At 45.4% G+C, this 22817-nt stretch carries 22 protein-coding genes; 5 read left to right on the top strand and 17 right to left on the bottom strand.

Annotation, left to right across the window (positions count from 1 at the left end):
• Nucleotides 1-51: 51 nt before the first annotated feature.
• From SRRS_RS01120 to SRRS_RS01075, 10 genes are all read right to left on the bottom strand, one after another.
• Nucleotides 52-975: a pilus assembly protein TadG-related protein gene (locus SRRS_RS01120; protein WP_371365456.1), complete on the bottom strand. Its 924-nt coding sequence runs from the start codon at nucleotides 973-975 to the stop codon at nucleotides 52-54.
• Complete coding sequence (locus SRRS_RS01115; protein WP_371365454.1) at nucleotides 972-1388, bottom strand: TadE/TadG family type IV pilus assembly protein; 417 nt, start codon at nucleotides 1386-1388, stop codon at nucleotides 972-974. Before SRRS_RS01115 ends, SRRS_RS01120 begins: the two co-directional genes overlap by 4 nt.
• A gap of 388 nt (nucleotides 1389-1776) precedes the next feature.
• A complete protein-coding gene (locus SRRS_RS01110; RefSeq protein ID WP_371365452.1) occupies nucleotides 1777-1959 on the bottom strand; it encodes a Flp family type IVb pilin in 183 nt (60 codons plus the stop codon).
• A 204-nt stretch (nucleotides 1960-2163) separates the two neighbouring features.
• Complete coding sequence (locus SRRS_RS01105) at nucleotides 2164-3297, bottom strand: sensor histidine kinase (RefSeq protein WP_371365450.1); 1134 nt, start codon at nucleotides 3295-3297, stop codon at nucleotides 2164-2166.
• A gap of 116 nt (nucleotides 3298-3413) precedes the next feature.
• The gene (locus SRRS_RS01100; RefSeq protein WP_371365449.1) at nucleotides 3414-4391 is read right to left on the bottom strand and encodes a type II secretion system F family protein; all 978 of its coding nucleotides are present in this window, start codon (nucleotides 4389-4391) and stop codon (nucleotides 3414-3416) included.
• A 14-nt stretch (nucleotides 4392-4405) separates the two neighbouring features.
• Entirely contained in the window at nucleotides 4406-5623 is a 1218-nt protein-coding gene (locus SRRS_RS01095) for a response regulator (protein ID WP_371365447.1), read from the bottom strand.
• A gap of 5 nt (nucleotides 5624-5628) precedes the next feature.
• Nucleotides 5629-6858, bottom strand: coding sequence for a type II and III secretion system protein family protein (locus SRRS_RS01090; protein ID WP_371365445.1), 1230 nt, complete (start codon nucleotides 6856-6858; stop codon nucleotides 5629-5631).
• A gap of 43 nt (nucleotides 6859-6901) precedes the next feature.
• Nucleotides 6902-7771 (bottom strand): Flp pilus assembly protein CpaB, encoded by an 870-nt coding sequence (gene cpaB / locus SRRS_RS01085; protein ID WP_371365444.1) that lies wholly within the window; start codon nucleotides 7769-7771, stop codon nucleotides 6902-6904.
• 156 nt (nucleotides 7772-7927) lie between these two features.
• Complete coding sequence (gene corA, locus SRRS_RS01080) at nucleotides 7928-8995, bottom strand: magnesium/cobalt transporter CorA (RefSeq protein WP_371365442.1); 1068 nt, start codon at nucleotides 8993-8995, stop codon at nucleotides 7928-7930.
• Between the two features lie 139 nt (nucleotides 8996-9134).
• Nucleotides 9135-10880: a sigma 54-interacting transcriptional regulator gene (locus SRRS_RS01075; protein ID WP_371365440.1), complete on the bottom strand. Its 1746-nt coding sequence runs from the start codon at nucleotides 10878-10880 to the stop codon at nucleotides 9135-9137.
• Nucleotides 10881-11275: 395 nt separating this feature from the next.
• On the opposite strand from SRRS_RS01075, the gene SRRS_RS01070 reads away from it, so the two are divergent.
• The 3 genes from SRRS_RS01070 (at nucleotide 11276) to SRRS_RS01060 (ending at nucleotide 14418) form a co-directional block, all read left to right on the top strand.
• The gene (locus tag SRRS_RS01070; protein ID WP_371365438.1) at nucleotides 11276-12676 is read left to right on the top strand and encodes a GntP family permease; all 1401 of its coding nucleotides are present in this window, start codon (nucleotides 11276-11278) and stop codon (nucleotides 12674-12676) included.
• Nucleotides 12677-12794: 118 nt separating this feature from the next.
• Complete coding sequence (locus SRRS_RS01065) at nucleotides 12795-13664, top strand: methyl-accepting chemotaxis protein (RefSeq protein WP_371365436.1); 870 nt, start codon at nucleotides 12795-12797, stop codon at nucleotides 13662-13664.
• A 334-nt stretch (nucleotides 13665-13998) separates the two neighbouring features.
• A complete protein-coding gene (locus SRRS_RS01060; protein ID WP_371365434.1) occupies nucleotides 13999-14418 on the top strand; it encodes a MaoC family dehydratase in 420 nt (139 codons plus the stop codon).
• 219 nt (nucleotides 14419-14637) lie between these two features.
• On the opposite strand, the gene SRRS_RS01055 is transcribed toward SRRS_RS01060, so the two are convergent.
• Together SRRS_RS01055 and SRRS_RS01050 are read right to left on the bottom strand one after the other, a co-directional pair.
• A complete protein-coding gene (locus SRRS_RS01055) occupies nucleotides 14638-15801 on the bottom strand; it encodes a type III PLP-dependent enzyme (protein WP_371365432.1) in 1164 nt (387 codons plus the stop codon).
• 153 nt (nucleotides 15802-15954) lie between these two features.
• On the bottom strand, nucleotides 15955-16581 hold the full coding sequence (locus SRRS_RS01050) for a DUF3793 family protein (protein ID WP_371365430.1): 627 nt from the start codon (nucleotides 16579-16581) through the stop codon (nucleotides 15955-15957).
• Nucleotides 16582-16767: 186 nt separating this feature from the next.
• On the opposite strand from SRRS_RS01050, the gene SRRS_RS01045 reads away from it, so the two are divergent.
• Nucleotides 16768-17271: a flavin reductase family protein gene (locus tag SRRS_RS01045; RefSeq protein WP_371365428.1), complete on the top strand. Its 504-nt coding sequence runs from the start codon at nucleotides 16768-16770 to the stop codon at nucleotides 17269-17271.
• A gap of 75 nt (nucleotides 17272-17346) precedes the next feature.
• Here the strand turns inward: SRRS_RS01045 and SRRS_RS01040 are convergent, their stop codons facing one another.
• The 3 genes from SRRS_RS01040 to cydD are packed head-to-tail and all read right to left on the bottom strand — an operon-like array spanning nucleotide 17347 to nucleotide 21548.
• A complete protein-coding gene (locus SRRS_RS01040; protein ID WP_371365426.1) occupies nucleotides 17347-18042 on the bottom strand; it encodes a DUF2225 domain-containing protein in 696 nt (231 codons plus the stop codon).
• Nucleotides 18043-18087: 45 nt separating this feature from the next.
• Nucleotides 18088-19815, bottom strand: a complete 1728-nt coding sequence (gene cydC, locus SRRS_RS01035; RefSeq protein ID WP_371365424.1) for a thiol reductant ABC exporter subunit CydC — start codon at nucleotides 19813-19815, stop codon at nucleotides 18088-18090.
• Entirely contained in the window at nucleotides 19809-21548 is a 1740-nt protein-coding gene (cydD, locus tag SRRS_RS01030) for a thiol reductant ABC exporter subunit CydD (protein WP_371365422.1), read from the bottom strand. The genes cydC and cydD overlap by 7 nt, the downstream gene beginning before the upstream one ends.
• Nucleotides 21549-21601: 53 nt before the next feature.
• Here cydD and SRRS_RS01025 point away from each other — a divergent pair, with 53 nt between their 5' ends.
• Nucleotides 21602-21778, top strand: coding sequence for a hypothetical protein (locus SRRS_RS01025; RefSeq protein ID WP_371365420.1), 177 nt, complete (start codon nucleotides 21602-21604; stop codon nucleotides 21776-21778).
• 53 nt (nucleotides 21779-21831) lie between these two features.
• Here SRRS_RS01025 and SRRS_RS01020 read toward each other — a convergent pair whose 3' ends face one another.
• On the bottom strand, nucleotides 21832-22020 hold the full coding sequence (locus SRRS_RS01020) for an H-type small acid-soluble spore protein (protein WP_371365418.1): 189 nt from the start codon (nucleotides 22018-22020) through the stop codon (nucleotides 21832-21834).
• Between the two features lie 47 nt (nucleotides 22021-22067).
• A complete protein-coding gene (locus tag SRRS_RS01015; RefSeq protein WP_371365416.1) occupies nucleotides 22068-22613 on the bottom strand; it encodes a GNAT family N-acetyltransferase in 546 nt (181 codons plus the stop codon).
• Nucleotides 22614-22817: the final 204 nt, after the last annotated feature.

Below are 22817 nucleotides of genomic sequence, written 5' to 3'. Positions count from 1 at the left end.
TGGCTCCTCCTTACTCAAAATTTTTTGTACTAAACAAACGGAATTATTGAGTTAATTTGCGGAAACTGATTCATAAGGAACTAAGGAAGCACTGTATACTCCGTAATCCGGCGCTGTTCCTGCGGTATCTCCGGCAATTACCAGCCTCATAAATTTACCGGTAACATAGTTTAGAGAGCCTGACCCGGCCACCCCTTCTAAAAAGAACCCGGCAAAACCAACAATTTTAACATCATGCCGCCCGGTGCCATTGGCAATGGCTTCAATAAGCGGCACTACCACGACGCGCGATGACCCTTTTTCTACAGTATTGAAAGTTGCGCTTGGATCAGCATTAATACGATAATTTACACCTTCTTTGGTACCGCCGGACATATTACCAGTCTCAGTTAACACCCACTGGCCAACCGTCAACTTACCCTCATAACCGTATTTAATATTGTCGGTATAGTTACGTGAACCGGTTCCTCCTAACGCCAACGCGTCGTAGTTGCCGCTATACCCGTCACCCGCACCGACCTTTAAGGTATAGGTCTGTCCGTAAATAAAGTTCTGATTTACAACACCAAATGGCACAACCCCTACCACACCGCTTACCGGGCGCAAAACTGCGGCACTTCTTGCCCGTACATCAGACTTGTCCATACCAAAAAGCTGGGCAAACGTAAGGGGAACTGAACGCTTGGCAGTTACGGTAACTGCTTTATCAGTAGGAACAGCAACATTAATTACATCGTCGCTGTTACCGTTTTGGGCAGCATAAGACTGACCGCTTATTTGTGCTTGCACAGTATCTTTAGGCAAATCCTGCACTCCGGCAAGTGCTGCGGCATCGACCATGTTAACAAGCTTGGCTCTGTTAACATACAAAGCGCCAACATCAACAGCAATGGCGGCAACACCAAGTAAAAGAGTCAGGGCTCCCACTGTCACTATGGCGGCCGATCCGCGTTGATTCTTAAAATATTTCATCATGGCTGTTCCACCCGCATCACTGACCGGCCGGCAATTACCGCCGGGTCAGGTGCAAACGCGCTTTCAATAATGTCCCTGATAACAGGTGTGTTTACCTCAATCGGTTTTTTCACCGTGACGGTAACTGATTTGCCCTGCACCCGTCTACCGTCCTGATAGGTAATAGTAACACTTAGCCCATTATTACTTATATTCGCTACCGCATCTGTAACCGCCGTTCGCGCTGCAGTATCATCACTGACGGCTGCAGTTCGTGCCCCTTCCCTGGCAGCTGCTGTTAACACTATATATTGATTGATTACTTGTCCAAATTCTAAAATACCGAATAAGAGCAATATCAGTATCGGCATCACCAAGGCTGTCTCAACAACGGCCTGGCCACGGTTTTGTTTGAGATAACGGGCAATCTTCATACTATCACTCCCATCATAAAAATAGATTTAGCTTCAGGTAGGGTTTGAACCTCATCCGAAGGTTGGTCGCCCTTACCCAAAGACTTATCCGCTTTGCCCTTCCTATCGGAGCAGGGGCTTTTTTAGAGCGTTAGTCACAGCATAAAGGTTAGTGAGGCTACTATACGTAAATTGTAACATTAGCATAACAGGGATAAAATCATGCCTAAGTCTTATCTCACCAGGGAACTTAGTCCTTAGACCTTTGGGAAGATAGTCCTAGCCTTCTTGTTAAACTTTTTTACAAAAATAAAACCCCCTTACCAGTTGGGCAGGAGGTTTAATATGCATTATGTTATCAATCATTGCCAGTAAATTATAAGTCCCAGGTAAGCGAAACCAATTTTCATCAAGGACCGGTTAATTGACCAGTAACTTGAGTAAGTTTCGCGACAATGCCGTCGCCGAGGTTGCCAAATGCCACCATAGCGCCAACTGCTACCAGGGCGAGAATGAGTCCGTACTCTACCATACCTTGACCTTTCTCATTAAAAAAACGAGTCTTAATTAATTCCACATACATTTTTAGCATTTGCTATACCTCCTAATTTTTCTGCTATATTCTTGCGGGTGGTGCTTGTCTGAATCTGATTTTATTATAGCAATAAGGAGGCAGGTTAACATCGTCCTAGAGTCTCAATCGCAGTAGGTTCCAGGGCTTATTCTTTCAGGTTTTACTGTAGGTGTGCAGTCCCAAATTAATTAAGGATAAATGTCCTACCCTGGGTAAGGAATCCTATTGTTTAAGCGGAACAGTAACAAACACGCTTGTACCCTTGCCTTGTTCTGACTTTACGTTAAGGTCCCCCCCCAGGAGGTTGATGCGTTCCCGCATACCCATAAGACCGAAACTTTCATTGCCAACAGTGTCGATGGAAGCAAATCCCTCTCCGTCGTCTTCGATTACTGCTGATACCACACTAGGACGAAAATCTATCCGCACCCACACGGAGGTAGCCTTAGCGTGCTTTTCTACATTATTCAACGCTTCCTGGATAATGCGAAATAGTCCAATCTCAATGTGCGAATCCAAGCGTTTCTCTTCACCTAATACTTTAATCTCGGGATAAACCTTGCTGCGTTCTTTCATTGTCTCCAATACCCGTCTGACGGTAGGCACCAGTCCTAAATCATCCAGAGTCATTGGCCTTAAATCAAATATTATTTTCCGTGTTTCACCAAGAGCTGCCCGCACTTGCTCACGTAAATCTTTAAGCTCAGTTTTGGCTCTGGCAATATCTGTCTCAATAAGACGCTCACATACTTCAGCCCGAAACACAATATTAGCCATAGCCTGGGCTGGACCGTCATGAATCTCTCTGGCCACACGCCGCCGTTCTTCTTCCTGCGCTTTAATGATTTTAGCACCAAACATTTGACTGGCTTGCAGAGATTCGATCTGGCTCACGACTATTCCCATTTGACTGCCTAAATACCCTAGTACGGCACCCACTTGAGACACAAGGCTTTCAGCTTTTTCCACAGTTCCTTTCAGGGTTTTGAGCCTGAGTTCCAAATCGTCACGCTGCCGCCTTAAACTTTGTTCCTGCAGTCGTGCCATTGCCAGTTCCAGTTGTACATTGCTGGTATCCTCATAGGCGGCTTTAACATCGGCTTCAGCATATTTCCCAAAATTACGGCTGACTTCCATAAGTCTGAGACGGGATCGACGCTCCCGCTTTTCCAGTTCATCAACCTTAAAAATTATATCAGCCGTCTCTTGTTTAATGCGCTCAACATCCTTGCGCACCTTTTCCATTTCTTCTCTGGCTGCTTCATATATATCAAATATTTGTGTCTTACTTTTCTCTACTGCTGCGATAGTACCTTTTACAATTTTATCAAGAACCTTTGCATCGAGATTCTTCATTTTGTCACCACTCTAGTTTTTCAGATATTATAAGCAGATTCGCCAAATCACGCACTTATCCTGCTGTAAAACATGCCAAAAGAGGGTAGGAAAAATCTCCCCCCTCATTTTCTAAGCTATACTTCTATATTGACAATTTTTTGGATTGCAATAATCCCCAATAATTGGCCGGCTATAGCTGTTCCTAGCATAAACTGGCCGGTAGGGTGGGTAAACAGAATATTTACATAGCCCGGATTGATAAGCCTTAATGCCAGCAGCAGCACAACCGGCAGCAAACTGACGATAACCCCCGACATCCGCCCTTGGGCAGTCAGTGTTTTAATCTCGCCTTTGATACGTATCCGTTCTCTAATTGTGTTTGCGATACTATCTAAAACCTCGGCCAGGTTGCCCCCAACCTGCCGCTGGATGAGTACGGCAGTAATAACAAGGTCAAGGTCATCGCTATCTACTCGTTTGGCCATATTACTCATGGCCTCTTCCGTCGGAACCCCGAGGTTCATTTCCTTAATAGTCCGGCCGAATTCCGTTGAAATCGGCGGCAGCATTTCCCGTGACACCATTTCGATAGCCTGCATAAAACTATAACCTGTTCTAAGAGCATTGGCAATTAAAATCAGGGTGTCACCTAACTGGTCATTAAAAGCTTTGGTTCTGCGTCTTATTTTTATTTTAAGAAATAAGAATGGCACCATATAACCAGCAAGACCGCCGATGACCGCACCAAGTATCCCGCTGCCGATCATACCAAGAGCTGCGCCTGCCAAAGCTGTTCCCAGGCAGATTACCAGGAACTCCGAGCTTTTAAGCGGTATCCCCGCCTGAATCAAACGATGTTCTACCTTTCTTGACCAAGAGCCGTCAGATAGTTCAATCTGCTGACTCAGCCTGCGGACTACGCCCCGCCAGCCTTTCAAGTGACTAGGAGCCGGCCGCGTTTGAGTCTGATTAACCTCCGGCTGAATCGCCTGCTCAAGGTATTGGCCAATACGCTGGTTAACAGCAACACGGTCACGCTCTTGCCAGCGATAAACCAAGAAACCAATGACAATCAGGTTAATGAGTAGAACAAAAGCAATCAACAACAGCATATTACCGCTCCTCTTTACCCAAATAACCGTTTAAACCGGCCGACAACACCCTTCGCGGAAGCGGCTTCTTCCTGTTCCCGCCAATCCTCTCCGGAAACCAGCCGGGCTAAACTAAATATACTTTGTGCAACCGGTGTTTCCGGATGGCTGTTAACAAAAGGCACACCCCTGTTGACGGAAGCAACTACCACCTTGCCATCACTAGGCACAGTTGCCGCAAACTGATATCTAAGGCTTTCTTCGATCTCATCAAGATTCATTCCCGCATCAGTATTGGCTCTGTTTAAAACAAGCTTGACCTTATCTTTGCCGTAATTAAGCGATTCCATAATTTCCAAACACAATTTAACATTCTTTATTGTCGGTAAATCCAAAGCAGCCACTACCAGCACAATATCCGAGGCATCAAGTACCGCAAGCATGCTTTCGGAAAAGGTCGGCGCCGTATCAATTATTGTATATTTAAAGCTGGAACGCATGGTCTTAAGAATAGCTGCCAAGTGACTGCCGGTAATTGTCTCAGCCTGTTCAGGCCGGATAGGTGCAGACAGCAGTTTAGCATTATTGCTAAAGTGAGCTAAGTAGCCCTCCAAAACAGCTGTATCCAAATTTTCAATGTCATGTACCAAATCGGCAATCGTCGCGCGAGGTATTAAATTTAGAAACAGTGCCATATCACCAAACTGTAGGTCAGCGTCAACTATACCAACACCGGCGTTGGTTTTAGCAGCCAGAGCCACAGCCAGATTTGTCGCAATGGTCGTCTTACCAATCCCGCCTTTAGTGCTGAATACGGTAATAATTTTACCCTGTTCTTCCCTTCTTGGTTCGAACTTTATCACATTGCGCCGCCTGCGCTCGTTGCTAAAAGTTTGTCTAATGGACTGCAACAGTTCATCACGACTAAAAGGTTTAACCAGATAGTTTTTTGCGCCGGCTACCATTGCTCTTTTGAGGTATTCCTGTTCTCCTTGAACGCTCATGATAATTATGCTGGCGTTAGGAGCGTCAATCGTAATTTGTTCAGTAGCGGTAATGCCATCCATTCCCGGCATATTAATATCCATAAGAATGATATCAGGGTGCAGCAGCTTTACCTTTTCTACAGCCTCTGCCCCGGATTCGGCTTGCCCCACAACCTCGATATCTTGTTCGAACTCCATTAGTTTACAGATGTTTTCCCGGGTGGCCGCAACATCATCAACAATAACAATCTTTATTTTTTCAGCCATCTAACTTACCCCCTAAATGGGTTTTCTTTGGCAAATCCTTCCATGTCCCGGGTCTGCTCGGGAACATACTCTGCGGGATTAACCAGGGTCGGTGTTATAAAAATTATAACTTCTGTTTCGCCGCGGCTAAAAGACGTACTTTTAAACAAACTTCCCAGAACCGGTATATCTCCCAGAAGCGGAACTTTAGTTACGTCTTTGGTCACTTCACTGGAAATCAGACCACCAATCGCCATTGTTTGACCTGAAGACATAGCAATAGATGTTTCAGCTTTACGAATTTTAATCGGCGGAATCTTCATACCCAGACCGAGTTCAATTTTATGCTCGTCAGTCCAATCAAGGGTACTGACTTCCGCTTTTATTTTACTTTGAATAAGCTGACCAGCCGTTACTTCCGGCGCAATATCCAATTTAATGCCATAATCTTTCCACTCTATTGAAATCCGTCCATCATTTAAGCCAACAGGTACCGGAATTTGACCACCCACCATAATATTGGCCTTATCGCCGCTTAAGGTAATCATATTAGGCTGGGATAATATCTTCGCCAGTCCGTTTTTGATCATAGCGTCAAGCTGGGCATTGATAGGAGCATATGTACCTAAATTACCGAAAGCTTTTGGGGCGAGTGAGTTGGCCATCGACTGGCCAAGGTAAAAGTTACCCGGGGTTCCGGCAGCATTTCCCGACCATTTAATACCGATATCCTTAGCGGCTTGGCGGTTAATTTCCACAACCCTGGCTTCAATTTTGACCTGTAAAGGACGTGTTATTTCTAAAAGGTTAACTACTTTATCGGCATAGGCTGACGCCACTTTCTCAGCCCTGCTCTTCTGGTATTGGTCGTTAACCGCGCCTTCTAAGATAATGGTTTTATTGACTTTACTTACCGAAATATCTGTAAGTCCCAGGATATTCTTAATATCGTTGGCAATGGTAACATCAGCCGCGCCCACTTCAACTAAATAGCTGTAAACACTATGCCCCGCCCAGATGTGAAGTGTTGTTAACCCGGGCGCTTTACCGACAAGCAGTACTTCAACACCTGACACCACTACTACATCGGCAATTTCCGGATTGGCCACAGCCACTCGCTCCACCGCATTAAAGTTCAAAATCCGGGACTGATTGATAGCTACCGTCAGTTTCTCATCGGCAGAAGCGGCCGCCGCACTCGCTAACATTATTATAATAACTAAAATAATTGTAATAGGAAATTTAAGTGTATTCATTTGACTCCTACCTTTCTGGCAGCCTTTACTTAAACAACTGGGGCTAATTTATTGGTACAATTTCAGTTTTGGTGCCGCGAATCATCTGAATACCACTGACTGGCTGCTTTGCCGCAGGCGGCGCAGAAGGTGCAGGTGCCGGCTCACCAGACTGTTTATCAGGTACCGGCGAACTATGAATACCTACAATATCTTTGGGAGTGACCGAGCCAGCAATACTGACATCAGCATTCTGCATAAACGACCGGAGAGCAAGCCGTACTTTGCCTTTTTCTTCCGACAGGGTTACTTTTGAAGCTTCCTCCGGCGACACGGCCAGCGTCACAGTAGATGTTTTAACAAGTTCTTTCTTATCCTTGGCATTGCTGCTAGTTTGTTCAACAGCCCCTGGCTCAGCTTCCCGGTTAGCTGCTAAAACCATCACATTCTGCAGTACAAACTGGCTGACATTATCGCCGACAATATTTTGATCAAAGGTTACAATAACGTCGACAAAATCGCCGGCCTTAACAAAACCGGCTACTCCGGTTACTTCATTAACGCCGATGGTAACTGCCCGCTTATCCGCTGGAATTAATCCGGTAAATCCGGCTGACTTTCCTTCAACAACAATCCGCCTTGCGGTAACTTGTTCACCGACAACTATTTGTTCCTTACTCATTGCTCCAATGACTTCTTTCGGATCCTGAACACCCCCCGGCTGCAGGTAAGGTGCAGGAACCATTGCAACTTGCACCATTTCTGGAGTAATCCGGGTTTTTGGACCAATATCGACTTTAGCTACAACTACCGAAACGGTATCCTTGGGCTGACTGTTGCTCGTTCTTTTCAAGTAACTATAGACAAGTCCGGTGGTTATAAAACTAAGAATGATTGCAATAATCAGAAGGCCTTTGTTAGAAAGTTTAAGCACGTTTTCCCTCCTGTCTATAAATGCCAAATAGGAACCTGCTGGTTACTCTATACTTAAATTTTATACTTAAATCAGACAAAAAACCACCGGGGAGATTCTCCTATTTTCTTTAGGACTTAGGGTGGAAAGTGACACAGTTTCAGGACTTTAGTCCTGTTACAGCCAGTGCTTTTTCCGGAAATAGCTGATCATGAACAGGCTGATTACCAGCATTAGTGCCAAAACTGCCGGATAGCCATACTCCCATTTCAGCTCCGGCATAAATTCAAAGTTCATACCATATAGCCCGGCGATAAAGGTTAGGGGAATAAAGATGGTAGAGATGATTGTCAGCATCTTCATAACTTCACTCATGCGGTTGCTAATACTGGATAAATAAATATCCATCATACCAGACAGCATATCACGGTAAATTTCAGTAGTCTCGATGACCTGAATGGCGTGGTCATAGACATCGCGCAAATAAATTAATGTCGCCTCCCGGATATGAGAAGCACCTCTCTCCAGCCCGCTGACTACCTCCCGTACAGGCCACACCGACTTTCGCATAAACAGCATATCCTGCTTTAATTCATGCAGTTGGTGCAATAATTCAGGTCGCGGCCGTATTGCAATTTGGTCTTCCAAAGTTTCGATCTTTTCACCAAGATGCTCAAGCACCAGAAAATAATGGTCAACTATACTGTCCAAGAGGGCATATAGTAAATAGTCTGCTCCCTGACGGCAGATTTTGCCTCGTCCGCTTTTTACACGTTCCTGCACAGTAAACAGTACATCCCGGTCTCCCAGCAAACTTTCTTGAAAAGAGATTAAGTAGTTAGAACCTAAAATAAGGCTTACCTGCTCGGCAGTATAACTTTCTTCGTCATCCGCAACAGCCAGAGATTTCAAAATAACGCATAAATAATCTCCGTACTCCTGCAGCTTGGGGCGTTGATTGGTGTTTAAAATATCCTCCAGCACAAGAGGATGAATCCCGAACTGCTGCCCAATGCCTTCTATGGCTTTGGCGTTAAGTCCCCGCACATTTATCCAGGTAACGCCAGGCAACGCCGCCAGCTGCCTTAACTCAGCAACAGGAACATCGTTTGTTTCGGTAACTGTTTCGCCGTTATAATTTATTACATCAATGTACGCCTTATCTGCCCGCGTATCGCCAATATGCAGCAATGTTCCCGGCGGCAGACCTACCTTGGAAGCCAACGATCCAGTAAATTTAGGCATAATACACCTCACAAAAAAGTATTACGAAAAGTATTCACGTTACCTCCATACTTTACCTCTAAGTTATAAGATTAATTAACACAGCCGCCCTCGCTATTCTACTTGAAAGCAAGGGCGGCTGTGTTTTTACGAGCCAATCTTACAATAAATTATATTTCTGCATTTTCTGGTAAAAACCGGAACGGTGAATTCCCAGTATCCTCGCTGCTTTACTCTTATTACCGTCAGCAGCGGCCAACGCATCCATAATAGCTTGTTTTTCAGCGTCATCCTTGATTCCGGCTAAGCCCTGAGCATCTGCTTCATTCACCAGTTTGACTTTCTTAGCCTTTTTTAGTATAGGCGGCAAATGCTCGGGGGTAATTAAACTTTCGTCATCCATTAGATTAATGGACCGCTCAATTACATTTTCAAGTTCACGCACATTTCCCGGCCAGTCGTATTGCATTAATAGCTGCAAAGCTTCCGGGGTTGTTCCTTTTACCCAATGCTCTACCCTTCCATTAATTTTTTCAAGAAGTGTCTCGCATAACAAAGGAATATCCTCCACCCGCTCGCGTAACGGGGGAATACTTAATGTAAATATATTTAACCGGTAGTATAAATCCTGACGAAACTGACCTTGTTCAATCATTTTATCCAAATCGCGGTTAGTAGCGGCAATAACCCGAATATCAAGTTTAATTATTTTGGTTCCACCCAGGCGTTCTAACTCCCGCTCCTGTAATACGCGGAGAAGTTTTACCTGCATGGAAAGTGGCATTTCTCCAATTTCATCTAAAAAAATCGTACCTCCGTTCGCCAGCTCAAACTTACCCGGTTTTCCACCTTTGCGGGCACCGGTAAAGGCTCCCTCCTCATAGCCAAATAGCTCAGCCTCCAAAAGCTGCTCAGGCAAGGCGGCGCAGTTAACTTTGATAAACGGATTTTGCCGCCGCGGACTGGCATTATGCAGAGCATGGGCAAACAATTCTTTGCCTGTCCCGCTTTCGCCTAATATAAGTACCGTTGAATTGCCCTTAGCCGCTTTGGCGGAAACAGTTTTCAGACTCATCATTTCATCACTGTTGCCAACAATATTTTCAAAAGTATAATTGCCACCGTAAGTCTTAAACAATTCCTCTTTATAATATTCCAGCTCAGACTCCAGCTTCCTGATTCTACCGGCCAATGATTTGAATTCTTTGATATCTTTAAAAACTACGTTCCCAACAGCACCGATAGTTTCACCGTCCTTCACAATAGGAATCCGGGAAACAACACAGGTATTTGATTGGATTTTTTGGATGTCTGTCAGTTCGGCTTTTCCCTCTTGCGCTACCAGATGCATTCTGGTATTGGGAATAATATCGGCTACATGCTTGCCAACTACTGCCAAGGGATCAACATTGAGAAATTCTCCATAGGCTTTATTCATTAACGTAATGGAACCTGCTTTATCGACAACCACGATGCCCTCTTGCAAACTTTCCATAATCGACTCTAGGGTACTCTTCAGGCGTTTTATATCCTCAAGCTGGGTAACGGCTTCATGCAACTCGGTAATATCCTGAAAAATAGCAAGCGCTCCGATAACCTGATTATCTGTAACAATCGGTACACGATTTGTCAATATTTCACAGTTACCAACACTCTGACGTTGATTGATCTCTGCTTTTCGTGTCTCCATAACCCGGATCAGAGCAGTATTGGGAATAATGTCATCCACCATATGACCTATAACGTTTTCAGCCTTTAAGCCGGTAATACCCTCGGCTGCTGTATTGAAAAAAGTAACAATCCCGTCGGAATCGACTATTACTATACCATTTCCCACCGAATCCAACGCCACCCAAATTCCCGACAGGTCAGACAAAAAAGCAGCTATAAGATCGTTCTTTCGCATTGCAGAACCTCCTTTGCGATATCAAAAGAGTATTATCGTCTATTAATACCAATTATAGATTGCGTACCAGTGCCTGTCTACAAAAATTTTACAGCGTACGATTTTGTACACTGTAGAACAACATTTCCCGATAAAAAAATCCCCGTGTCTGCTGTCCTGTTTTTTACACATATGTCTAACTTTTTCTACGCTTTATTTATAGTGCCACCACAACGCCCGATTAAACTATACAGAAAATATAGATTTGCACTTTTTTTTTGATAGTTTAGTATTGGCACGATACTTGCTTAATAACTAAGTGAAGCATTTCATTTTTATCAGAAGGGAGGAGTTTCCTGCAAACAATTATTTTGAGCTTAACACAAAATACTAAATAATTTAGGAGGTAAATTTACATGGAAGTAATCGGCATTCTCCTTAGCTTATTTCTATTAATGTTTTTTGCGTATCGGGGGTTCTCCGTTATTTTATTTGCCCCTGTGTTCGCGTTGCTTGCGGCATCATTATCCGGACTTACATTAATGCCGGCTTATACGGAACTATTCATGGCGAAGGCTGTTACCTACATTAAGTCCTTCTTCCCGGTTTTTTTACTGGGTGCCGTATTCGGCAAAATCATGGAAGACACGGGATTAGCCAAAGGCATCGCCCACGCTATTATCAAAGGCCTTGGCAAAGAACGCGCTATCCTGTCGGTCGTTTTGGCCGGTTGTGTATTAACATATGGCGGCGTCAGCCTGTTCGTAGTAGTATTTGCCGTATATCCTTTTGCGTCGGCCTTATTTAAAGAAGCCGGAATTCCCAAGAGACTGCTACCCGCCACTATTGCCCTGGGAGCGTTTACGGCTACCATGGACTGCATTCCCGGCACACCGCAAATCCAAAACCTGATTCCTACTAACTTCTTCGGCACTAATATTTATGCGGCTCCCATTCTTGGTTTAATAGGTGGTGCAGCGGTTTTAGGTCTTGGAATTACTTGGCTGGAGCATCGCCGGAAAAAAGCAGCTGCCGCCGGGGAAGGCTACGGTAACCATACGCAAAATGAACCGGAAATCAAAAACGATACAGCTTTGCCTTCCTGGCAATTAGCCATTCTCCCATTGTTAACGGTTCTAGTTGTAAACTTCCTCATGAACAATATGTTCAACTGGAATCCCTCTATGCTTGAACCGTTCAAAGCTATGAAACTGCCGCTGACAGCTCCTGCCGTTAAAAATGTTATCAGTATCTGGTCTCTGATAATTGCCCTGGTCTCCGGTATTGGTTTAGCCATAGTATTAGGATACAAAAACCTTGGCTCCGTTGGTGTATTGGCTAAGTCCCTTAATGCCGGTGCTATCGGTTCCTTACTAGCAATTATGAATACTGCTTCCGAAGTAGGTTATGGTAACGTTATTGCCTCCCTCTCCGGCTTCCAGTCCATTTCTCATGCTTTAATGAGTATTAAAGTCGGCGGTTCCCCACTGGTTTCGGAAGCAGTAACTGTTAATATTCTTGCCGGCGTTACCGGTTCGGCTTCAGGTGGTATGTCAATAGCCTTAGACCTGATGGCCAAAGATTGGGTGGCCTGGGCCAATTCCATCGGCATGTCGCCGGAAATCCTTCACCGGGTAGCCTCAATGGCATCAGGTGGTATGGATACCCTCCCCCATAACGGCGCAGTTATTACCTTATTAGCCGTATGTGGTATGACGCATAAGGATTCCTATGGAGATATCTTTGTCTTAACTTGCCTTAAGACATTAATGGTATTCGTAATAATCGCCCTACATGCTTTAACAGGAATCCTCTAGAATAACCCGTCCGGAAAAAATCAAAACCCCTGTGCTAGTATTAGCACAGGGGTTTTTGTAAAAATCCCCATTTATTGACCTTTACACCATCTATAAATAAATGTGAGGAAGCGATTTTATGACCGATTTCACTCGGATAACTAATAGCCCGGCTATTCTTACCTATTTCGAACAAGTATTCCCGTATTTGGCCAATTTGTCAACAGGTGAGGTGGGTGTCAGCCTGACAGACAGAGACAAATATCTATTATACCAACCAAGCCGGTCTTTACATCTAAAAATCAACAAAGGTGATTCGATTAAACAAGGCAGTGCCGTCTACCGTGCTATCCACGAGCAAAAACGCATCATGGTCCATGTTGATAAGACCTTGTTTGGGCAGCCCTATATCGCTGTAGCCGTCCCGCTCTATGATGACCGTCATCAAATAGTGGGCGCAGTATGTATTCAGGAACCTGTCGAACGGCAAGAATCCCTAAAAGAAATGGCAACCCAGTTATCCTCGTCTATTACTATCCTGGCCGGTGCAACCCAGGATATTTCGGCCCAGACGCAAGAATTATCGGCGGTTAGCCGGACACTAACACAGCTTTCACATGAATCGGAAACAAAAGTAAGCGAAACTGATCAAATCCTAGGATTAGTAAAGAACATAACAGGGCAAACCAATTTACTGGGGTTAAATGCCTCCATTGAAGCGGCAAGAGTAGGGGAACAGGGCCGCGGTTTTAGTGTAGTAGCGGAAGAAATCCGCAAGTTGGCCGCCAGCAGTACGGACTCAATCAAAAAAATTGACGCCATCATTAAGGCTATTCAAGTCTACAGCCACAACTCCAAATCTCAGATTGAGCATATTGGCAATGCATTAACCCAGGTAGCCGAATCCATTAGCAGTATTGCCGGAACAGCTCAGCAAATTAGCAGTATGGCTCAGCAGCTAGATCAAATGGCCGACTCTTTATATAAAGATGCCGAATCCTTTAAATAGGTGTTGTATAAAAAAACAGACGCCTGTTCATATCAATAAACACTTTCTGCAGCTTGTCTCTCCTTAAAACCCTAAAATTCAATGCTTTCGTCATATCCTTTGTTGGCACACTCCTTGCATTATCTATTGGCAGAAAGCTAAGACTCCGGATTCTATGGATTACCCGCCTCTTATCCAGCTTAAACAAAAGTGATCGAACCGGAATACGATCTCGTAAAAAACTGGACCTTCTAATTTCTAATAGAAAAGGAGTATGTTTTCTGCTCAACCAAAAAGGTCTGAACCGCAGCGCAAAGCGGCTGACATATTATAATGTATATGAGGGGTGTATTTTATGGTACAAGACGTAAAGTTTGCAGACATCAAAGTTGGCGACAAAGCGAGCATGGCCAAAACAATTACAGAATTTGACGTATATACCTTCGCCGGTCTTACCGGTGATTTCAATCCGGTTCATATTAACGCAGAGTTTGCCAAAAATACTATGTTTAAAGAGCGTATTGCTCATGGTATGCTTTCTTCCGGTTTTATCTCCGCGCTCCTTGGAACAACGCTTCCCGGCGCTAATACGATTTACCTGGGGCAGGAATTAGCTTTTAAAGCTCCCGTAAAAATTGGTGATACCGTAACAGCTACTGTAGAAGTCATCGAGAAACTCGAAGCAAAAAGCCGTCTAATTCTTAAAACTACGGTAACTAACCAAGAGGGAACCGTAGTAATCGACGGCAAAGCCACAGTAATGAAAAAAGACTAGTTCTAACTGGTCATAAGTATAAAAAATGATTAGTCAAACCGGACGATCCCCCAGGATTGTCCGGTTTTTTGTATGATTGTAAATGAATACTCTATCCCCTCGTTCTCATCTTAGCCTAAGTCCTTTCCTCTAACTCAAGACGATGTGCCCTTCAGAGTCTTTGCAAAAATAATAAAAAATCCCTCCGGAACCCGGAAGGATTGAAAATAAACTGTACACTTATCCAGCGGTTGCTAATGCCAGCTTTGCCTTAATTTCTTCATATACTTCTTCCCAAACAATAATTGTTGTTTTAGCAAAGCCATTAAATACTGTGGCCGAAGCCGATGTATACGCTCCGCAGTTAGGCACCAAAATCAAATCGCCAATTTCCAGAGGTGCAGTTTGCTTATCCCGGAACATAATATCTAAGGAGTCGCAGCTAGGACCGGCAAATGTAGCCGGGATTGTCTTACCTGTTTTAAATGTTTCCAGTTCAAAATCCCAGTGGTCAAAGATAACGCCCGAAAAAGTGCCGTAGAGACCATCATCAAGAAAATACCATTGCTGGTTATTGCGCACTTTTGTACCAATGACTTGGGTAATAAGGTTAACAGCTGTACCGCAAATATAGCGTCCAGGCTCAGCCCAAATCTCGGTATCGGGGAAATATTGTTTTATGGTTGCATAGATTCCTGTAACCATAGCTGCGACATCAGGTTCTTCCGTTAAGGTTGGAATGGGGAACCCGCCGCCAATATCCAGCATTCTGAGATGTAAGCCCTTCTCAGCAGCAGCGTCAAACAGGCTGCGGCATATTTTGAGAGCATCAATATATGCTTCATTACTTGCCGATTGGCTGCCAACATGGAAGCACAAACCGGCTACATCTAGCCCCGCCGCTTGCGCTTTGATCAGAAGGTCGAGTGCTTCCTCCGGATGCGCGCCGAATTTTTTATTAAGGTCAACAAGCGCCCGGGGATTATCTACCCGAATACGCAGCAGAACCGTACCACCGGGAACAGCAGCTGCCATCTTGGCAATTTCGCTTTCACTGTCAAAGGTAAATTTATTAACCCCGATAGTATGAGCTACCTGTAAGCCGCTTGCAGTTTTAACCGGATTGGCGTATACCATACGGGCTGAGTCAATCCCCAGCTCATTGAGCATGCGCATCTCGCCATCGGAAGCGACATCAAAACGGCCTCCAAGTGCGCTAAGTTTCCGGATGATGCGTTCGTCCGGATTGGCTTTGACGGCATAGTATATTTTAACGTCTGGCATATTCTCCGCCAGCAGATTGTAATTGAGTTCAATTTGTTCTAGAGACAGCACCAACAGTGGGGTACTGTAGGTATCAGCCAGCACCTTAACAGCGTCCTGGGATAACCTAAAATATTTCACTTATCATCGCTCCTTTAAGCCCAAAATTTTGTCGAAAAGTACTCTATGATTGTAACATAACTAGACCAAAGTGCAAGTAGTTTTTTTATAAAAATAAAACCCGCATACCAATATAGGATACGCGGGAAAAATGCTTATTAACCATGGCATTTGTTATGCCGTTTTACCCCTGTCTGCTAATAGGATTTTTCTTGGACTTATACCACTATTTAAAAGTTTGGCAAAATACCTTTTACTTGCATCGATCTTGTCCATAACCTGCAGCGACACGGCGGGATCACCATAAATACGCCACATTCCCCGGCAGCTTACACACTCACGCCCTTTATCCATAAATCCCAATACATCTTTAAGGGGTATACCTAAGAACACACCGATCTCATGTGGACAACCATGCTGATAGCGTTGTTTGAGATAATCCATATTCTTGGCCAGCGAATATTCGGAACTATAGCCAAACTCAGCCAAAAACCGGCAGTTATCGGCTTGCTCTAAACAGCGTTCAAGACTGTCAGGATGGTAAAACAATATCGTAATACTGTTTAGTGACTGACGCATAATAGTCCAGTCGATGACTGCCTGCCGCAGAAAGGCAGCGCCAAAGTTTCGCCAATAACTCAGGCGATGAAACCGGTTGTTGTCAGTAAACGTTAATAGTGTCGACGGCTTTTCACCCATGATGGTAGGCGCTAATTCAACCGTCAGCCATTTCAAAAAATAACCCGGTGTATTTTGTTGCTGAGCCCGCAGCAACGACTCGCCTGTATGCCTGCATCCCATATTGCTGCCCCCTTTCGCATATAACTATATAACATAATATGCAAGAAACTAGCGCAAGGATATAAAGTGGGATCAGGCTTGAGTTAAGCCTGACCCAATTTCCTGGCATATGGCAGCATAGCTATTGAGCTTCAGGTATAATCAGGCTAAAATGTAATTAGACTATCATTTATAGGAAGAAAAACCATGACAACAACTCTTACTTATGAACAATTCTCTGCACACGCTGCAGCTCTTATCCCTAAAAATGCCTTTATGACTACCGCTCACGGCGGAAAAACCAATACAATGACCATCGGTTGGGGTGGTGTTGGCATTATGTGGGGAAAACCTGTTTTTACCGCAATGGTACGTCAGTCCCGTTTTACCAAAGAGCTTGTCGAAAAGAGCGGTGAATTTACCATTACCCTGCCCCTTACTGAAATGAAGGAGGCCTTGGCACTGTGCGGCTCCAAATCCGGACGCGACATGGACAAAATTGCGGCAGCCAATCTCACCGTTATCGCAGGTCAAGCCATAGCTACCCCTGTAATCAACGCTCCCGGCCTGCATCTGGAATGCAAGGTTGTCTTCAAGCAAACTATGACTGAAGAAAACCTTGCAACCGAGCATCAAACCAAATGGTACGCTAATGGCGACTATCACACTTTCTATTTTGGTGAGATTGTTGCCGCTTACAAAACCGAATAACACAGAGTAGACAAAACCCGCTTCAAATTTGGCTTGAAGCGGGTTTTGTCTACTCTCTTGTCAGTATTTTAGGCACTAGTTATCTTGCTTTCTCGCTGCCAGCTGCTCGCGGTCTGCCCTGGCCTCATGCCAAGCGTCCCTTGCCATGTTAAACACTTTCGGCTCCAGCTTGGCTGCTTGACTGCCTACGACTTTCCCTAAATATAACAGCGCCTTTTCACTTTCTCCACAGCGCCGCGCCAATTCGCCGATCAGATAACCAACAGCGGCTTCGCTTAAGTTGCCAATGGGCAGCCGTTCTCGCATCAAAGCCTGTTCATAATATTCGCAGGCTTTGGCAAGAGCGGTTTTTTCTTCGTCGGCTTCCTCGCCTTCACGATACATCCAGCCCAACCGTAAATAAAGTTCTGCAAGTTGACTGGCCGGAGCGGCTATTAAATCGGCAAAGAAAATAGCCAGCTTATAAGTGGCTATTGCTTGCTCGCGCGTGCGTTCGCCGCTGAAATTTACATTAACTTGCCGTCCCGCCAAAAACTTTGCTATTTTGTCTCTGGCCGCAACCGAAAGATTCTCAAAGTGATCATCTGTTGCCGCATAACCGCAATGAGAGCACACCCAGACAGTATAATAATAAGGGTTTATATCTTTGAAATGCGCGCAAAAATCACTGTCCTGCTTATCCAAAACCTGCCGTCCGCGCGTACGTGTAACACTAAATTTTTGTTGGCACACAGGACACTCTTTTTCTACCGAATATGTCGGCTCTGCCATACATCATCGCCTCCATATATACCTTACCATAATACTATCTGGGTCTCAAGAAATATTTAACATATCATGTTGCAGATCCCAGATTTGGGAAAAAAGTCCTAGTTTCAACAGTAATTCCCTTAGACTGCCTTGTTCAGCGATTTTGCCATTTTGCAATACAAGTATTTCATCCATAGTTTCAAGACCTGTCAACCGATGAGTTATGAGCACGACAGACCGGCTTCCGGCAGCCTCTAGAATATTCTTCATCACGACTTCTTCCGTTTGTGCGTCCAGTCCGGCTGTCGGTTCGTCCAGCAGCCAGATTGGCGCCGCTTTTAATAAAGCCCGGGCCAAGGCAATGCGTTGCCTTTCGCCGCCCGAGACAGCCAAACCGTTTTGTCCGGTTCGCGTATCTAGTCCGTAGGGCAGCTTAGCAATAAACGGACTAAGCATAGCCCGGTCAATGGCCGACGCTAGTTCAGACGGGGTGGCGTCAGGCTTAGCCAACAGAATATTATCGCGAATGGTCGCATTAAACAAATAGGTGTCCTGGCTGACCACGCTAAACGTCTGCCTCACTGCTTCGGGAGCATATTCCCTACTATCCTGACTGTTTAACAATATTGAACCATGATTATAATCCCAAAACCGCAGCATAAGCCCGGCCAGCGTACTTTTCCCGGTTCCGCTTTCGCCAATAATAGCCAACCGTTTCCCCGGTGGCAGGGTAAAGGAAATATCGGACAGCACTACAGGTAAATTAGACGAGTAGGCAAAGGACAGCCTATCCACTACAACAGATACCGGTTCGGTTAGCGTTGTTATTTTCCCCTGGCCGCCAACAACCGGCTTCTGGCTAGTTATAGCAGCAATTCGTGTAAATGCAGCAACACTTGCTTGTAAATAATGGACAATCGTCGACAAGGGCAAGATTGCCTCAAAGCTAGCCTGTACCATAAGGGCGAGAACTGCTAAATATACCCCCGGCAGTTCTCCTGAAAACACGACAGGTGCCGTAAAAACTATAACAGCAATAACGGTTAGATTCATGCCCAAATTAGCCATTGCCTCTGCTAGTACCGCAATCGCGTTAGCCTGACGCTGGCGGGCTGTTAATAATTTATTTGCCGCATCCAGCTTCTCGGTCTGTCTTAGGGTCTGTCCCCAGGCAGCAAGTTCTGTAATTCCATCAATACTATCGGTTAAGACAATATTTAATTCAGTTCGAGCCGCAATAACGTTTTGACCAGCTTTACGACCCAAGCAATAAATGACTGCCGGCAAACTGACGCTTACCAGCAAAAATGCACCGGCTACCGGCCATACCAGCCAAGGGGCCAACCACCCCAACAAACCTATTACCGTTACTATTACTATGACAGCAATTCCGAGGGGGAAGACTGCGCGAAGATAAAAAAACTGCAACGTCTCGACATCCGCTACCATACGGCTAAATACATCACCTTTGCCAATTCCCGCCAGGCCCGCAGGCAGTAAAGGTTCCAGCTTGGCATACAGCCTTATTCTGATATCCGCTAACAGGCGAAACGTAAACTCATGTCCTATGTACCGTTCAATATAGCGGCATACTGCACGTGACAGGCCAAAAAAGCGGACGCCGACAATGGCTATCGACAGTTCCGCCACTGACGGATGTAAAGCTGCCGCTGAAATAAGCCAAGCGGAAGCCGCCATCAGGCCAATATTGGTATATACCGTAAAACTGCCCAGCACGCAAGCAGCCATAACCAGCCATAAAGCACGCCCGCTGCCTGCTAACAGCTTCAACATACGACTCCCCCCTGGCCGCAAGATGCAGTTACTAAATCTTTATACAAACCTGCCGCATTCAGTAGCTCGATATGAGTGCCGGCTTCCATGATCCGGCCATCCCTTAAAACCATAATCTTATCAGCCTGACGCACAGTTGTTAAACGGTGGGCAATAATTATCGCAGTCCGGCCTGCAAGCAATCTGGCAAACGCTTCATCCAGCAATGCCTGCGAGTTGACGTCAAGCCCCCGCGCCGCTTCGTCCAGAATAACTAATGGCGCGTCCTGCAAAAAGGCCCGGGCAATCGCCAGCCGCTGCCGCTGGCCACCGCTTAACTCCCGGCCGCCTTCGCCAATTTCCGTTTGGTAGCCGCGAGGCAAACCCATAATAAAATTATGTGCACCCGCCGCTTGCGCTGCGGCAACAATATCTTCAAACCGGGGGTCCGGACAGGCCATACCAATATTATCAGCTACGGTGCCCTGAAATAGGTGCGGACGCTGTGGTACATACGAGACATGACGCAGCCACTCGTCCGATTTTAGTTCCTGCAAGCGCTGGCCATTAATCAGGATTTGTCCGGCTGCCGGTTCAAGAAATTTAAGCAATAAGGCTGCTACCGTACTTTTACCGGCACCGCTTGGCCCCACAATCGCCAAATGCTGGCCAGGATCCAGGACAAAAGATATGCCGCTCAAGGCAATCCGTTTCCCTTGTTGATAGGCAGCATGCACATCACGAAATTCCAACGCAAGCTGTCGTGTCGGCGGCATAGGTATTAAACCGTCAGACGCGCGCCCGCCTGTCAGTTCAAACAGACGATAAATCGCTGCGGCCGCTGTTTTTCCGGACATACCGGCGTGAAATTGACTGCCTAGCATTCTAAGCGGCAAGTAGTATTCGGGTGCCAACAGTAACACAAAGAAAGCCTGCGTAAAGGTAATCTCTCCATACACTAGACGAAGACCGACAGTTACCGCCACCAGTGCCGTACTGATGGTTGCCAGCAATTCTAATGCCAGCGCCGACAAAAAGGCTACCTTGAGCACATCCATAGTGGCTTCCCGAAATTGCTTACTCACCCGGGCAATGACAGCAATCTGCTCAAGACTTCGCCCAAACAATTTCAGTGTTGTCAGACCAGAGAGCACATCAAGAAAATGGGCACTTAATGAATTAAGAACCTCCCATTGTCTTGTATTGCGCCGTTCAGCCATCTTGCCGATAAGCACCATAAATACGGGTATGAGCGGGGCTGTCACCAGCATAATAGCCGTAGAAGTCAGATCAATTGCCCCTACTGCTAATAGAATAAGCACAGGAATACAAACTGCTTTAGCCAACTGCGGCAAATAGTTAGCAAAGTAGGCCTCCAGGCTTTCTATCCCTTCACTCAATACATTGACAAGCTCGCCGGCCGGATATTGAGCCAACGAGACCGGCCCTTGCCGCAGGAGATGATGCAGTAACCGCTGTCTCAAACCGGACTTGATTGCGGCTGCTAAAGTGAATGCCAATACGCCTTCCCAATACATAACCAACGCACGCCCCACGGCAATTCCCCCCAGCAGCCACAATGTTGTGGTCACCGCCGCCAACTCCTGTCTACTTAGAAACAAACTAGCTATAACTTGGGTTAGATAGTAAGCCTGAGCAATGGCAAATATTCCACTGCCAACACCCAAACAAGTCACCATAAGTAACAACCCGTACTTTTTTCCGGCCTCCCGGCTCAATTCTTTCTGCAGCAAAAATCCTCACCTGCCCCGCTAAAGAAAAACCGCCAAGCCTGGCGGTTGTTTATATGTTAGAAGCGATTCCCGTCTGCCTGAACCAGGAACAGCAAGAATCCGGTCAACTTACCCAAAACTTGGCCCAAGCAAACGGTCCCGTATCAGCTATATACTACGCCTGGCAAATTATTCCCTTCTATTTAAACAGCATTAATGGCGAAAAACCGGGAAGACCCTTTTCTGCATAAAAAAGAATGAGATTGCACCATTACCATGGGCAATCTCATTCTTCTTTATGCTGCTAACCTACCGGCCCAGTTTCCTCAAGTAATTCAATGCTTACATGCAAGGTGTTACCTTCCTCGAGATAAGTAACATGAGCAGTATTACGGCCTTTGTCAACATCTTCAATCCATACATAATTATTACGATACTTAACGCCAATAGTATCTGGCGACTTTAGAATTTGTTCGGCTCGTCTCGCGTCCAATATACCACCCCTTTTTTAAGAGTAGTATTATACACTATTGGTTGTTATTATTCCGCTAACTGCAAAGGCGGACAATCTTCCCGCAGCAGCCCAAACAGTTCCAAATCCACATATTTCCCTGCATGAAAAGCAGCCTTACGCAAGGTTCCTTCATAACGATAGCCACACTTTTCCGCGACCTTACGGCTGGCCTCGTTGCCGGCTATTACTGTCAATTGCAAGCGGGGAATAGGCTTGGATTCAAACAAGAATGATGAAAATAAGGCTAGTGCTTCCGACATATACCCCTTACCCCGGTCTTCCCGCTTAAATATCTGATAGCCAACCTCATACCCAGCCCGATAATCAGCATTACGATAATAGATGATTTCCCCGATGATTCGTCCTGCTTGTTCCTGGTCAACCATCAGCAGCCGGCCAAAGTTGTCATGCCAAAAGCCCCTTTCGGCAAATCCCCGCCGGAATGCCGGTTCGGCCGGTATATCAATAAGCCAATACTCACCTTTTTCCGATACATCGGTCATCAATTTATAAATAAGCTCAAGATCGGATTCCCTTACTGTCCTGAGACATACTTTTTTACTTTGAAGCACACAACCACACCCCACAAACACCAACGTCCTCTCTTCTATCTATAATAGGCACACTTAAATAGTATTCTCCATTATCTAACAATATCATAAAAAAGTAAACCCCGGCATTGGGCCATGGACGGTTATTTCTTTTTTACGACTAACCTCTTGAGCTGACGAATGCGGCTGCAAATGTCAGGTTAGCCATTTCAACCTTGTTTATTC

The sequence above is a fragment of the Sporomusa rhizae genome, from assembly GCF_041428845.1.
GTDB classification, from domain to species: Bacteria; Bacillota; Negativicutes; order Sporomusales; family Sporomusaceae; genus Sporomusa; species Sporomusa rhizae.
This window is presented reverse-complemented; position numbering and strand designations above follow the sequence as displayed.

What these genes read in the sequence shown, in the direction of transcription:
- SRRS_RS01115 (WP_371365454.1), bottom strand. Translation starts at nt 1,388, where the DNA reads ATGAAGATTGCCCGTTATCTCAAACAAAACCGTGGCCAGGCCGTTGTT.
- cydC (WP_371365424.1), bottom strand. Translation starts at nt 19,815, where the DNA reads ATGTTGAAGCTGTTAGCAGGCAGCGGGCGTGCTTTATGGCTGGTTATG.
- SRRS_RS01025 (WP_371365420.1), top strand. Translation starts at nt 21,602, where the DNA reads ATGTTAGAAGCGATTCCCGTCTGCCTGAACCAGGAACAGCAAGAATCC.
- SRRS_RS01050 (WP_371365430.1), bottom strand. Translation starts at nt 16,581, where the DNA reads ATGGGATGCAGGCATACAGGCGAGTCGTTGCTGCGGGCTCAGCAACAA.
- SRRS_RS01070 (WP_371365438.1), top strand. Translation starts at nt 11,276, where the DNA reads ATGGAAGTAATCGGCATTCTCCTTAGCTTATTTCTATTAATGTTTTTT.
- SRRS_RS01045 (WP_371365428.1), top strand. Translation starts at nt 16,768, where the DNA reads ATGACAACAACTCTTACTTATGAACAATTCTCTGCACACGCTGCAGCT.
- SRRS_RS01090 (WP_371365445.1), bottom strand. Translation starts at nt 6,858, where the DNA reads ATGAATACACTTAAATTTCCTATTACAATTATTTTAGTTATTATAATA.
- SRRS_RS01120 (WP_371365456.1), bottom strand. Translation starts at nt 975, where the DNA reads ATGATGAAATATTTTAAGAATCAACGCGGATCGGCCGCCATAGTGACA.
- SRRS_RS01105 (WP_371365450.1), bottom strand. Translation starts at nt 3,297, where the DNA reads ATGAAGAATCTCGATGCAAAGGTTCTTGATAAAATTGTAAAAGGTACT.
- SRRS_RS01110 (WP_371365452.1), bottom strand. Translation starts at nt 1,959, where the DNA reads ATGCTAAAAATGTATGTGGAATTAATTAAGACTCGTTTTTTTAATGAG.
- SRRS_RS01060 (WP_371365434.1), top strand. Translation starts at nt 13,999, where the DNA reads ATGGTACAAGACGTAAAGTTTGCAGACATCAAAGTTGGCGACAAAGCG.
- SRRS_RS01100 (WP_371365449.1), bottom strand. Translation starts at nt 4,391, where the DNA reads ATGCTGTTGTTGATTGCTTTTGTTCTACTCATTAACCTGATTGTCATT.
- SRRS_RS01075 (WP_371365440.1), bottom strand. Translation starts at nt 10,880, where the DNA reads ATGCGAAAGAACGATCTTATAGCTGCTTTTTTGTCTGACCTGTCGGGA.
- corA (WP_371365442.1), bottom strand. Translation starts at nt 8,995, where the DNA reads ATGCCTAAATTTACTGGATCGTTGGCTTCCAAGGTAGGTCTGCCGCCG.
- SRRS_RS01040 (WP_371365426.1), bottom strand. Translation starts at nt 18,042, where the DNA reads ATGGCAGAGCCGACATATTCGGTAGAAAAAGAGTGTCCTGTGTGCCAA.
- SRRS_RS01065 (WP_371365436.1), top strand. Translation starts at nt 12,795, where the DNA reads ATGACCGATTTCACTCGGATAACTAATAGCCCGGCTATTCTTACCTAT.
- SRRS_RS01095 (WP_371365447.1), bottom strand. Translation starts at nt 5,623, where the DNA reads ATGGCTGAAAAAATAAAGATTGTTATTGTTGATGATGTTGCGGCCACC.